This is a genomic window from Saccharothrix stipae, from assembly GCF_054781895.1.
The window spans coordinates 480,398-493,189 of the sequence record NZ_BAAGTN010000008.1; the positions used below are offsets into that span (position 1 = coordinate 480,398).

Below are 12,792 nucleotides of genomic sequence, written 5' to 3' on the forward strand. Positions count from 1 at the left end.
ATCGCTCGGCCGTGAAAACGGGGGTGTTGCGGTGGTGGCTCGCGACCCCGGCCGTCACCGCCCCAGGAGCTCACGGGCCAGCGCCGCACCCCACCACCGCTCGACCCGGTCCGGGGTCCACCCCCGTTCGACGGTGAGCGTGGTGTAGACGTCGATGTTGCACAGCGCCGCGTAGACGTCGACGGCCGACGGCACGTCCAACCCCTCCCGCAGCACCCCGTCCGGCCAGGACGAGAACACCTGGACGCGGGTGTCGTCGCCACGCCGGCGGCCCTCGTCGTACGCCGCCGCCAGCTCCGGCTCGGTCCGGCCGGCCTCGCGCACCAGCGCGATGACATCCCCCGACCGCTCGAACAGCCGCCGGTCGTACGCCGCCATCGCCGCGAGCTGCCGGGCCGGTTCGCCCGACGCGTCCTCCAGTTCGGCCACCATCTCCGTGATGTCGGCGGAGGTCGTCGCAGCGTCGGCCACCGCCCGCACGAGCCCCGCCTTGTCCCCGTAGGCCGCGTAGACCGTCGGCACGGACACCTGCGCCTCCTCGGCGACCGCGCGCACGGTCGTCGCCGCCCAGCCCTTGGTGACGAAGAGGCGGCGAGCCGCACGAGCGATCTCGGCCCGCGTCTCCTGCGCCTGCGCCACCCGCCGCAACGAGTCGTAACGACGCTTGCCCGTCCCGCCCACTTCTTGCCACCCTCTATATTGAATATATGCCGCGTAAACCGAATGCTGTCGGTGGGTCGACCAGGCCGTTCGTCCGGATCGCCGGGTTCGCCGGCCTGGGCTTCGCCACCCTGATCGTCCTGGCCAACGCCATCATGGTGCCCACCGGCCCACCCCGGACCGGCGCCACGGACGTCGTCGCTTACTTCTCCACCCACCAGGCCATCGTGGGCCTGTCATCCGCCCTGACGCCGACGGCCTGGGCCCTGTCCACCCTCTTCGCCGCAGGTGCCGTGGTGGCATCCCGGCAATCCGACCGGGACCGTGGCGAGGCCTGGTCCCTGGTCGGCTTCGCCGGCGTGGTGCTCCAGAACGGCACTTTCGCCGCCGTGATCGCCCTGCGCCTTGCCCTACCACCGACCACCCGAACCGCCCCCGACGCCACCGGCGCCCTCTGGTCCCTGCACGACGCCCTGTTCACCCTGAACGGCGTCTTCCTGGCCATGGCGCTCGTGGGCCTGTCCATCAGCGGCCGCCACGCCAACCTGATCGCCCGTTGGCACGCCACCCTGGGCCACCTCGCGGCAACCCTGCTCTTCACCTCCGCCACCCTGACCCCACTGATCACCGCCGAACCGGGCCCCCTGGCCCTCCTCGGCCTGGGCGGCTGGCTCCTGTGGGTGGCCTGGATCGTCCTCTACGCCACCACCCTGATCCGCCGACCGCACCGCTGATCGCGCACGGTTCGGTGCGTGGTGGTGTCGCCACCCTCAGGGTGCGGCCTGGAGCCTGTCCTGCGCGGACCGTGCGGCCAGGATGGGCAGGAAGCGGTGGACCTTGGCCTGCCGGGCGAGTCGTTGGTAGGCGTCGGTCACGGCCTCGCGGACGACCTGGTAACTGATCCGCCCCGCCAACCTGCGCGTCAACTCCTCGGCGGCCTGGTCCAACTGCACCTCGACCGGGGCGTGCAGTCGGCGGGGATCACGCACCTGGTGCCCCTCTAACTCGTCCACCATCGAACCCCTCCAACCACGCGCGAGGAACTCAGATCACCGCTGCGGATTGACCGTGAAGTTGAACGAAAGGCAAATCCAGTCTGTACTTCCGGTGAACGAATGCCACCATCCGGCCCAGCTGGCGATAGGTAGGGCGACGTGGTGACCATCGCTTGATGCGCTCCGAGGGGGTATACCGACCCATCAAATGCGACTTGCGCACCGCTCTGCGGCCGTCTCAGCGCTACGCCTGCGGTCCTCTACGAAGATCGGCCCGTCCGCTGCCGTGAACGTCGGGATCGAGTGCGGATAGGCGTGTAGAGCCGAGGCTGCCTCAACACGCCCTCAACTGTTACAGCGTCCTGCGAGGACGGATAGGCGAGGCAGCACTGCTGCTGCGGTGATGCGCACCAGCACAGCAAGTTGCGTTGTGGCAGCTGCAGTAGCTCTGTAGTTATATAGGTGGATGACTGTGCCACTTTCTCCGCTGAATTCCCTCGCTCTTGTGCATCTCCGCGCGCTGCTGAGAATGCGCGACTAACGGTGCGAAGCTCAGCTCCTGTAACAAGACTTACCGCCCTCGTTCTACTAGACGCCGTAGTTGAACGTGTCACGCATATGGCTGCCGTCAGCTTGCCGGATGTTGAGGTTAATGCACGCGGCGGATTTGAGGTGCTCGTCAGTAAGGTAAAACAAAATCTAGGCAGTTCATGGCGCAGTGATGCCGGGATCGATGTTCGTCAACTACACCGGGCACGTAATGCTGCGCAGCATGAAGGAATCGCGGCTGACCCGACCGCCGTGTCGGGATGGGTTGTTGCGACCGAACGCTATGCACGCTCTGTCGTAACGCGGTCTACCACGTAGACCTTGATCATGTTCTACTGTCTGATGTCGTGCAAGACGGTCAGATAAAGGTGTTGATGGCAGAAGCTGAAAGATGCCTAGCGGAGGGCAATGCCGGTGGGTGTAGCGTGAAGTAGATTCTCCGATGCGGCGAGAGGTCGAATTGGAGCAGCAAAAGCTGGCGGAGTGGCGCTCGGATTTCGAATCGGTGAAGCTGAAGGTAGATTTCGCTGTGGCCGCGCTGCGTAGCCGCTAAGGCGATGAGACGGCGGGGCTTCGGAACAGCGCCCGTTCGGAGGGCGGGTGTCGCGGTGGGGTGGGACAGGTGTCCTGCGGGTTGTCCCACCCTGGAATCGCTGGTCGGCGGCTATGGCGGGACAGGTGAGACAGCGTCTGTCTCCGGACACCGGACAGTTGCAACGCCGAGACGTCAGGGCCTGCTCTACACTTCGGTCAAGCGCATAGCCACGGGCACATGAGTGAGAGGTCACGATGGAGCCGGCACGGTGGGCTAACCAGAACCTCGTCCGGCAGTTGGCTGGTGCTTCCGGTGAGGGTGTCCTCTACCAGGCTGGCCGTGACTTGATTGTGCAAGTCTTTTTAAAAAACCCGGCCGTATTCCACTCAACTATGGAATGACGGGTTGGGGAGTGAGGAGTTGGGTAAGTGCAATAATGCCCACCTCGTGCGGGCGTGAGTCCCTCGGAAAGTTTGCGCATTCGGTCGAACAGGGCGGGTCGTCGGCGGCCAGGAAGACGGATATGCCGCTGTGTCCATCAACCGGGTAGCAACCTCTAGAGTCTCAGCCGCAGTAGCACCGCGGAATCCTGTATCGTCATCGCACATTGTTGCCGCTGCATCATTGAAGGACGACGGTGTAGCGCGATTGAAAGGGCTGGTCCAAGCGCCGCCCTTCAGTTCGCGCCGTCCCGGTCGAGTTTCGGTCGAGCACCATTCCCAGACATTGCCGCACATGTCGTAGACGCCGTACGGGCTGACGCTACTTTAGGGGCAGTCGCCGGGCGTGGTGCTGCCGAATCCATTCTCTCGAACGTTGCACTTAGCGGGCGCCGGCTGATCTCCCCACGGATAGACGGTTCCACGTGTGCCCGTGCCGTTACCATCGGTTGGGTGGTTGACTTGACTGGTGTCAATTGGTTCCGTAAGTACGTCCGCTTTGCTCTGCGGCACCAGGGAATCACCGGTGATGTAAGCGAAGCGCGCCTTCGCGTCGGGATCACTCCTGCTAAGACAGGTGTCGAGTGCGGCCTGGTTCACTGGACGTGGATTGATGTTCTTCCCGCCAGCTTTCCACTTCGAGATGATGCGCTCGCTTACTCCAAGGTGGGCGGTCGGCTGTTGACCGGCGAGCGCAACGGAAGCGAGCTGCCGAAGCTCACCATCGTCCGGGCCTGGCAGCGAGCCCGCGTCGACGTCTTCACGCCGGGGGTGGCCGCTACGCCGCTGGCAGGCACGCCCTACGACCTGCGGCACGCGGCGGTGTCGACCTGGCTCAACGGGGGAGTGCCCGCGGTGACGGTCGCCGAGTGGGCAGGGCACTCGGTGGAGGTGCTGCTCAAGATCTACGCCAAGTGCCTCGACGGGGAGGCGGCGGCGGTCCGGCAGCGCGTCGAGGCTGCTCTGGGGCACCGACCGAGCGGCTAGGACTTTGGCACGCATTTGGCACGGACAGCCGTAGACGGCCGGACTGCACTGGACACGGCCGGACACACGAGTAAGGCCCTTGACCGCGTTCGCGCTGGTCAAGGGCCTTTTCGTGCTGGTGGAACGATGTGCCCCCGGCAGGATTCGAACCTGCGCACCCGCCTCCGGAGGGCGGTGCTCTATCCCCTGAGCTACGGGGGCCGCAGCTACGGGTGGAAGCTTAGCGCATGTCCGCCAGGGGGTTTCACGGCCTACCCTCCTTGGTTGTGGACCTGGGGCGTGAGTGGGCGGTTCGAAGTGGTGACCTGCGGATTTCGGTTCGGGAGGAGGGGGTGGACGGTGGGGTTCCCGTGGTGCTGGTGCACGGGTTCCCGGACACGTCCGACGTGTGGAGCGGGGTCGTGGAGAGGTTGGGGAGGCGGTTCCGGGTCGTTCGGTACGACGTCCGCGGCAGTGGGCGGTCGGAGGCGGCGGTGGGGGTGGAGGGGTACCGGGTCGAGCGGTTGGTCGAGGACCTGGTGGCCGTGGTGGGGGAGGTCGGTGGGCCGGTGCACCTGGTGGGGCACGACTGGGGGTCCACGCAGGGGTGGGCGGCGGTCGCGGCTCGGCCCGAGCTGTTCCTGTCGTTCACCAGTATTTCCGGGCCGGATCTGGGGCATGTCAGTGATTGGGTGAAGCGCAATCGTTTGCGTCCGGCGCGGGTGTTCGGCGTCCTGCGTCGATCGTGGTACATCGCCTGTTTCCAGGTGCCCGGAGCCGCGGAGGTGGTGTGGCGGTTGCCCTGGGTGCGGAGGAGGTTGCACGCCAACCAGCGGGAGTTGGTCAACGGGTTGGGGTTGTACCGGGCGAACGTGGGACGGGGGCTGCCGCCGGCGGCGGTGTCGGTGCGGGTGCACCAGGTCGAGCTGACCAAGGATCCGTACGTGGTGCGGCAGCACCTGGAGGCCGCCGAGCCCTGGGCGGACCACCTGACCCGCAGTCGGCTGCACGCCGGCCACTGGGCGCCGCGGACGCACCCCGAGCAGGTGGCCCGCCACATCGAGGACGCGATCGACGGCACGCGACGACGGCGGTTGGTCGTCATCACGGGTGCGGGCAGCGGGATCGGGCGGGCCACGGCGCTGGCCTTCGCGCAACAGGGCGCCGAGGTGGTCGCGCTGGACGTGGACGAGGAGAGCGCCCGGGCGACGGCGCGGCAGGTCGGTGGGCACGCGTACCGGCTCGACGTGGCGGACGCGGCGGCGACCCACGAGGTGGCCGAACGGATCAAGGCGCGGCACGGGGTGCCCGACGTCGTGATGGCCAACGCGGGCATCGGGGTGGCCGGGCCGTTCCTCAAGACCTCCGAGCAGGACTGGCGGCGGGTCGTGGACGTCAACCTCTGGGGCGTCGTGCACACGTTGAGGGCCTTCGCGCCGCAGATGGTGGACCGCGCCGAAGGCGGCCACCTGGTCGTCACGGCGTCCGCCGCGGGCTACTTCCCGACCGCCGCCCTGTCCGCGTACTCGACGACGAAGGCCGCCGTGCTCATGCTCGCCCAGTGCCTGGACGCCGAACTGCGCGAGCACGGCATCAAGGTCAGCGCCATCTGCCCCGGCATCGTGCACACCGACATCACCAAGAGCTTCACGTTCGCCGGCACCACGGGCGCCGAGCAGGACGAGCAGCGGGAGAAGGCCACCAAGGCCTACCGGCTGCGCGGCTTCGGGCCGGAGAAGGTCGCGGCCGAGGTCCTCGAAGCGGTGAACAAGGGCAAGACCGTGGTACCCGTGACGGTGGAGGCGAAAGCGGCCCACCTGGGCAACCGGATCGCGCCGGGCCTGGTCCGCGCCGTGGGACGGTTGTGGCGCCTCTGACACTGGAGTTGCACTCATGCGCATGTGACTATATGTTCCGGCCATGGGTCACGGACACGGCCACGGCGTGCCGTCGGAGAGCGGCAGCGCCAAGCACCTGGGCCGGCTGTGGACAGCCTTCGCCATCGGCGCGGCGTTCATGGCGGCGGAGTTCGTCGTCGGCATCGCCACCGGTTCGCTGGCCCTGATCTCCGACGCCGCCCACATGCTCACCGACGTCCTCGGCGTCGGCATGGCGCTGGCCGCCATCATGCTGGCCCGCCGCGCGAGAACGGGCGGCAGCCGCACGTTCGGCCTCTACCGGGCCGAGGTGCTGGCCGCCCTGGCCAACGCCGTGCTGCTGTTCGGCGTCGCCGGTTACGTCGTCTACGAGGCCGTCGGCCGGTTCGGCAACCCGCCCGAGGTGGCCGGTCTGCCCGTCGTCCTGGTCGCCGCCGGCGGTCTGGCCGCGAACGTCGTCTCGTTCCTCATGCTCCGGGACGGCGCGAAGGAGAGCATCAACGTCCGCGGCGCGTACCTGGAGGTCCTCGCCGACCTCATCGGGTCGGTCGGCGTGCTCGTCAGCGGCGCCGTCACGTTGATCTTCGGGTGGCGTTACGCCGACCCCGTCATGGGTGTCGCGATCGGCCTGTTCGTCCTCCCGCGCACCTACAAGCTGGCCGCGAGCGCGCTGCGCATCCTCTTCCAGCACGCCCCGGAACGCCTCGACGTGGCCGAGGTGCAGGCCGACCTGAACCGCGTGCCGGGCGTGGCCGAGGCGCACGACCTGCACGTCTGGACGCTGACCTCCGGCATGGAGGTCGCCTCCGCGCACCTGACGACCTGCGACGACGCCGACCCGGCCGAGGTGCTGCGCGCGGCGCAGACGCTGCTGGCCCAGCGCTACCGCATCGAGCACGCCACGCTCCAGGTCGAACCAGGAGATTCCGCGCGGAGGTGCCGCGAAATCTCCTGGTGACCCGGGATGCCTACAGCTCGGCGCACTGACCGGTCTTGGGCCCGCTCACCGAGTTCGCCCAGCCGTTGTCCACCGGCGCCGGGTCGCTGCCCGTGCACGACAGCGGCCCGCCGACCGCGTTGCCGGCGACGAGCGTGCCGCCCTTGTTGTCCACCAGCCGCACGGGCCCGCCGGCGTTCACCCGCTCCAGTGACACCTCACCGGTGGTGCCGGTGACGTTCACCGGCCCGCCGACCGACGTCCCCACCAGCACGACCGCCGCCGCGCCGGTCGCGTTCACCGGGCCCTCCACCTTCCCGCCGAAGACGTACAGCGACGCGCCCGCGGCCACCGTCACCGGACCGGTCACCGTGGCCCCGTCCACGCACGTGACGCCCGACTGGACGCGCAACGGCCCGGCGTGCTCACCGGTCACCGTGGCCGAGCACGTCACGAACGGCTTGGCCAGCAGCTCGAACTCGGCCACCGTCACCGAACCGGGGAACTCCAGCCGGTAGTGCTGGTAGTGACCGGGTCGGGCGATCTTGAACGCCCGGGTCTGCTGCCGCCACGGGAACGCCTCGCCCGACCGCTCGTCCACGGTCGACCAGGCGACACCGTCGTACGAGCCCTTCAGCACCCACGCGGCCGGGTCGCCGCCCGCCTTGCCGGAGGTCAACGTGTAGTAGGTGGCGCTCTCCTTCTTCGTCGGCAGGTCCACCTGCAACCACGACAGCGCGCCGGACGTCTGCGAGGTGTTGTCCACCAGCGCCGCCGGAGCCCCGGCCACCGTCCCGAGCAACGTCACGTCCCGCAACGGCGCGGGCACCTCGGAACCCTTGGTCAACGACGGCGGCACGGCGTCCGGACCGGTGGCCCAGCGGGACGGCGCGGACCCCATCTCGAAGTCCAGCACGCCACCGGAGGCGATCTCCGCGTGCGGCAGGTAGGACTTGTCCCACTTCTTCCCGTTGACCTTCAACGACTGCACGTAGATGTTCTCCGCCGAGTTCGCGGGCGCGTTGACCACCAGCGAACGCCCGTTCTCCAGGTGCACGGTCATCTTCTTGAACAGCGGCGACCCGATCGCGTACGAGTCGTTGCCCATCTGCAGCGGGTAGAAGCCCATCGCGCTGAACAGCCACCACGCCGACTGCTCGCCGTTGTCCTCGTCACCGGGGTAGCCCTGGCCGATCTCGCTGCCCAGGTAGAGCCGGGACAGGATCTCGCGCACCTTCTCCTGCGTCTTCCACGGCTGACCGGCGTAGTCGTACATGTACGTGATGTGGTGCGACACCTGGTTGGAGTGCCCCAGCTGCCCCATCCGCACGTCGCGCGCCTCGGTCATCTCGTGGATCACGCCGCCGTACGAGCCGGGGAACTTCGCCGTCTCCGGCGTGGCGAAGAACTCGTCCAGCTTCTTCGCCAACCCGTCGCGACCGCCGTACAGGTTGGCCAGGCCCTGCCCGTCGTGCGGCACCGAGAACGCCATGTTCCAGCCGTCGGTCTCGGTGTAGTCGTGGCCCCACTCGCGCGGGTCGTACTCGTCGGTGGGCGCCCGCCAGGTGCCGTCGGGGTTGCGGCCCTGGAAGAAGCCCGTGGAGGGGTCGAACATGTGGATGTAGTTCTGCGCGCGGTTCGAGAAGTACTCGTGCGCCGCCTGGTACTGCGCGTCCCCGGTCCGCTCGTACAGCGCCCGCGCCATGTTCGCGATGCCGTAGTCGTTGACGTAGCCCTCGATCGCCCACGACATGCCCTCGCCGGTGGCGGTGGACGTGTAGCCGGTGAAGATCGAGGTGTCCAGGCCCTTGCGGCCGACGCCCGCGTTCGGCGGCGCGACCGTCGCGTTCTTCACCGCCGCGTCGTAGGCGGCCTTGGCGTCGGGCAGCGGCACGCCCTTCACGAACGCGTCCGCGAACGCCACGTCCGAGCTCGTGCCGGTCATGAGGTTCGCGTAACCGGGTGACGACCAGCGCGAGATCCACCCCCCGTCCCGGTACTGCTGCACGAAGCCGTCCGCCAGCTCGGCCGCGCGCTTGGGCGTGAACAGGCTGTAGGCGGGCCAGGTGGTCCGGTAGGTGTCCCAGAACCCGTTGTTGACGTAGATCCTGCCGTCCACGACCTTCGCGCCGGTCCGCGTCGGCGTGGACGGCCCGGCGGCCTGCACGGGGGACGCGTACTGGTGCTTCGGCGCGTCGGCGGTGCCGGTGTTCTCGAAGCCCGAGTTCGGGTAGAGGTAGAGCCGGTAGAGGTTGGAGTACAGGGTGGTCAGCTGGTCCTCCGACGCGCCCTCCACCTCCACCATGCCCAGGACCCGGTCCCAAGCCTGCTGCGCGCGGTCGCGCACCGACTCGAAGGTGTCCGAAGTGGACACCTCCAGCTCCAGGTTGCGCTTCGCCTGGTCGACGCCCAGCAACGACGTGGCGATCTTCATCGTCACCGTCTTGTCGCCGGAGGTGTCGAACTGGAAGAAGCCCGCGACGTCGTCGCGGCCCACGCCGGTCAGCCGACCGCTCGACCGCACCGGCTTGTCCACCACGCCGTACACGAACAGCCGGGTGGCGCCGGTCGACAGGCCGCTCTTGACGTCGGAGAAGCCCGTCACCACGCCCGTGGCCGGGTCGAGGGTCAGCCCGCCGCTGTTGTTGACGTTGTCGAACACCAGGTTGGACGTGTCGTCGACGAACGTGAAGCGGAACAGCGCGGCGTGGTCGGTCGGCGCGATCTCGGTGCGCATCCCGTTCTCGAACTTCACCCCGTAGTAGTGCGCCTGCGCGGTCTCGTTCTCGTGCCTGAACGGCAGCGCGCGCACCGCCCGGTCGGCGGTGGGCGTGCCGGCGGACGGCATCACCTGGAACGTCTGCCGGTCACCCATCCACGGGCTCGGCTCGTGGCTCGCGGTGAACGCCTGCAACGTCGGCAGGTTGTCCCGGTTGTTGTTCTTCGCGTACTCGTACAGCCAGCTGATCGAGCCCGCGTTGGTCATGGGCGACCAGAAGTTGAAGCCGTGCGGCACCGCCGTGGCCGGGAAGTTGTTGCCCCGCGAGAACGAGCCGCTGGAGTTCGTGCCCCGGTTGGTCAGCACCCAGTCCGACGGCCGCGGCCGCTCGACCACCGCGGGCGCGGACTTGACCGCGATGTCGTCGATCCAGCCGTTGAACCCGGCCGGCCCGTCGGGGTTGTCGTAGGCGACCAGGATCCGCTTGATCGTCTTGCCCGCCGCGACCGCGCCGACGACCGACGCGATCCGGTTCCACTGGTTGGTGTAGAGCGACTTCGCCGCGCCCTGGCCGCGCGGTGACAGCTCGAACCCGTGCTGGTCGCGCGCGCCGAGGTCGCTGAGGTACGTGCCGTCGGAGAACGCGAGGTCGAGCGACACGAACGTCGCGGGGTAGTTCAGGTCGTCGGTGATGAACGACGGGAAGATCAGGTAGGACAGCTCGGTGGTCGGCGTGACCGGGATGTCGACCTCGAAGACCTTGTTGTACGAGTAACCGCGCTCGGCGGCCACGTGCGTTCCCTGGTACCGCAACGCCTTCAGGCCGGTGAACCCCGCGCCCGCCTTGGCGTTGTACCCGCCGTTGGCGCCCTTGCCCACCGTGGTGCGCATGTTCTGCGCGGGCGGGGTGGTCGAGCCGTCGGAGAACTGGACCTCGGCGAGCTGGACGAGGTTCACGCCGCCCGCGTTCGCCGAGATGTCGAGCTGGTAGTGCTTGAACGCCTCGGTGTTGGCGGTGTCGTAGGTCTTGGTCTGGAACCGCTCGGTGAACGCCTCGCCGGTGCGCGCGTCGACCGGCGTCCACGTCGTGCCGTCGTGGGAACCGCGCAGCGTCCAGTCCTTCGGGTCGCGCTCGGGCGCGTCGTTGGCCGAGGACATCGCGTAGCGCCGGACCGCGACCGGCTCGGCGAAGGTGAACCGCACCCAGCCGGTCGACGTGAACGTGAGCCACTTGGACGACACGTTGCCGTCGACCAGGTTCTCCTTGACCTCGCCCGACCCGGAGTTCTCCGAGTTGGCCGCCACGTCGACCACGCGGTCGGTGACGTTGCCGGGGATGCCGGTGGAGTCCGAGCCGTTGACGCCGGACGTCTTCGGCGTGCCGTCCGGGCCCGTCTCCACCGTGCTGGACCAGGTCGGCTGCGGCTGCCCGTCCTCGAACGAGGTGGCGAAGAGCGTCTCGCTCACGGCTGGCTCCCCCGGTGCGGCGGTGGCGGAGGACCAGCCTCCCACGCCTCCCATCGCCAACGCGATGGTCGAGACGACCACCAGCGATCTCCTACCCCGCATGTGCCCCATTGCGCACGCCCTTCGCCGTACCGACCCGATCTTTAGCGAAGCAAAGGGGTACCTGACATCGTTGTCAAGTGGAGCCCGGCAACTTGTCCGCAAGCCTGTCCGGACGCTGCTCCGACCGATCTACACTCACTCGCTGTGACGGCCCGGAACCCGCCCCCGGTGGGCACCCCCGCGGGGATGCGCGTGCTCAACCAGCGCGCGGTGCTCGACCGGCTGCGGGCGGGCGGTCCGGCGACCAGGCCGCAGATCGCCAAGGACACCGGGTTGTCGAAACCGACCGTGGGCCAGGCGTTGCTCGACCTGGAGCAGCACGGCCTGGTGCGACCCAGCGGCCGCACGTCGGCGGGACCGGGCCGGTCGGCGGTGGTCTACGAGCCGAACCCGGCGGCGGGGCACGTGCTCGGCGTCGACATCGGCAGGCAGCGGATCCGGGTGGCGGTCGCCGACCTCGCCGGTTCGGTGATCGCCCGGGTGGACGAGCGCAACCGGTGCCGCTCGGCGACGGCGCTGGTCCGCACGGTGCGGGAGCTGGCGGAGCGGACGGTGTCCGACGCCGGCCTGTCGATGGCCGACCCGGTGGTGAAGGTGGTCGGCACGCCCGGCGTGCCCGACCCGCGTGACCGGACCCTGCACCACGCGCCCAACCTGCCCGGCTGGGAACGCCCCGGGCTGCTGGACGACCTGGAGGCCGAACTGGGCGCGGGCCTGGTGGTGGAGAACGACGCGAACCTGGCCGCCGTCGGCGAGCAGGCGTACGGGGTGGCGCGAGGCGTGGACGTGTTCGTGTGCGTGACCGTCGGCACCGGGATCGGCATGGGGATCGTGGTGGACGGCCGGTTGTTCCGCGGCGCGCACGGCGCGGCGGGCGAGGTCGGCTACCTGCCCTACACCGGTCAGTCCGAAGAGGACGGACGGCAGCGCGGCCAGGCCGAGGCCGCGACGGCGGCGGAGTCCGTGGTGGCGCTGGCGAAGCAGCGCGGTCTGGTGGCGCGGTCGGCGCGCGAGGTGTTCGCGGCGGCGAAGTCCGGTGACGAGCGCGCGTTGCTGGCGGTGCGCGACGAGGCGGAGCGGCTGGCGTTCGTGGTGGCGTCGGTGGTCGCGGTGATCGACCCCGAGCTGGTGGTGCTCGGCGGCGGCATCGGCAGCAACACCGACCTGCTCCAGGAGCCGATGGAGGCCGCGCTGCGGCGGATGACACCGCTCGTGCCGCGGCTCGTGGCGGGTGAGCTGGGTGACGGGGCGGTGCTCAGCGGCGCCATCGCGATCGGGTTGCGGTCGGCGCGCGAGCTGGTGTTCGACCGCCGAGGTGCTGTGACTCTCTGAGAGTAGTCGAGTGACTCTCGCCTGCCGATTCACTCGAAAGTTGTAGGTCTCAACTCGCCAGTAATGACGTAGCGTCACGGTCACCTCCTCCTGGAGGGTGTGTGTCCTTCCGTTGTATAGAAGGGGAGTCGAAAGGGGAGTACGGGGGACGTGGTCCCCTTTCGACCGTGCCACGGGGCAGGTGCCGCGCCCGCAAACACCTGCCCCGTGTAC

General features: G+C 68.8%; 8 protein-coding genes, 1 tRNA gene and 1 pseudogene. 5 read left to right on the forward strand and 5 right to left on the reverse strand.

Annotated features, from left to right (window positions below; translation table 11 throughout):
* Positions 1 to 54: 54 nt before the first annotated feature.
* Positions 55 to 681, reverse strand: a complete 627-nt coding sequence (locus ACYVLT_RS19005) for a TetR/AcrR family transcriptional regulator (RefSeq protein ID WP_461121525.1) — start codon at positions 679 to 681, stop codon at positions 55 to 57.
* A gap of 26 nt (positions 682 to 707) precedes the next feature.
* Between ACYVLT_RS19005 and ACYVLT_RS19010 the strand changes: the two genes are divergently transcribed.
* Entirely contained in the window at positions 708 to 1,394 is a 687-nt protein-coding gene (locus ACYVLT_RS19010) for a hypothetical protein (protein ID WP_461121526.1), read from the forward strand.
* A 36-nt stretch (positions 1,395 to 1,430) separates the two neighbouring features.
* Here the strand turns inward: ACYVLT_RS19010 and ACYVLT_RS19015 are convergent, their stop codons facing one another.
* Together ACYVLT_RS19015 and ACYVLT_RS19020 are read right to left on the reverse strand one after the other, a co-directional pair.
* Positions 1,431 to 1,676 (reverse strand): three-helix bundle dimerization domain-containing protein, encoded by a 246-nt coding sequence (locus tag ACYVLT_RS19015; RefSeq protein WP_461121527.1) that lies wholly within the window; start codon positions 1,674 to 1,676, stop codon positions 1,431 to 1,433.
* 1,449 nt (positions 1,677 to 3,125) lie between these two features.
* Positions 3,126 to 3,485: pseudogene (locus tag ACYVLT_RS19020) on the reverse strand (SUMF1/EgtB/PvdO family nonheme iron enzyme); the annotation flags it as partial.
* Between the two features lie 360 nt (positions 3,486 to 3,845).
* Here ACYVLT_RS19020 and ACYVLT_RS19025 point away from each other — a divergent pair.
* Positions 3,846 to 4,166, forward strand: coding sequence for a hypothetical protein (locus tag ACYVLT_RS19025; protein ID WP_461121528.1), 321 nt, complete (start codon positions 3,846 to 3,848; stop codon positions 4,164 to 4,166).
* 129 nt (positions 4,167 to 4,295) lie between these two features.
* On the opposite strand, the gene ACYVLT_RS19030 is transcribed toward ACYVLT_RS19025, so the two are convergent.
* Positions 4,296 to 4,367 (reverse strand) — tRNA-Arg (locus tag ACYVLT_RS19030).
* Positions 4,368 to 4,393: 26 nt separating this feature from the next.
* On the opposite strand from ACYVLT_RS19030, the gene ACYVLT_RS19035 reads away from it, so the two are divergent.
* The gene (locus ACYVLT_RS19035) at positions 4,394 to 6,022 is read left to right on the forward strand and encodes an SDR family oxidoreductase (protein ID WP_461121529.1); all 1,629 of its coding nucleotides are present in this window, start codon (positions 4,394 to 4,396) and stop codon (positions 6,020 to 6,022) included.
* Positions 6,023 to 6,065: 43 nt separating this feature from the next.
* Entirely contained in the window at positions 6,066 to 6,980 is a 915-nt protein-coding gene (locus ACYVLT_RS19040) for a cation diffusion facilitator family transporter (RefSeq protein ID WP_461121530.1), read from the forward strand.
* Positions 6,981 to 6,990: 10 nt separating this feature from the next.
* Here ACYVLT_RS19040 and ACYVLT_RS19045 read toward each other — a convergent pair whose 3' ends face one another.
* Positions 6,991 to 11,256, reverse strand: coding sequence for a GH92 family glycosyl hydrolase (locus tag ACYVLT_RS19045; RefSeq protein WP_461121531.1), 4,266 nt, complete (start codon positions 11,254 to 11,256; stop codon positions 6,991 to 6,993).
* 177 nt (positions 11,257 to 11,433) lie between these two features.
* Between ACYVLT_RS19045 and ACYVLT_RS19050 the strand changes: the two genes are divergently transcribed.
* Entirely contained in the window at positions 11,434 to 12,579 is a 1,146-nt protein-coding gene (locus ACYVLT_RS19050) for an ROK family transcriptional regulator (protein WP_461122249.1), read from the forward strand.
* The last annotated feature ends 213 nt before the right edge of the window (positions 12,580 to 12,792 follow it).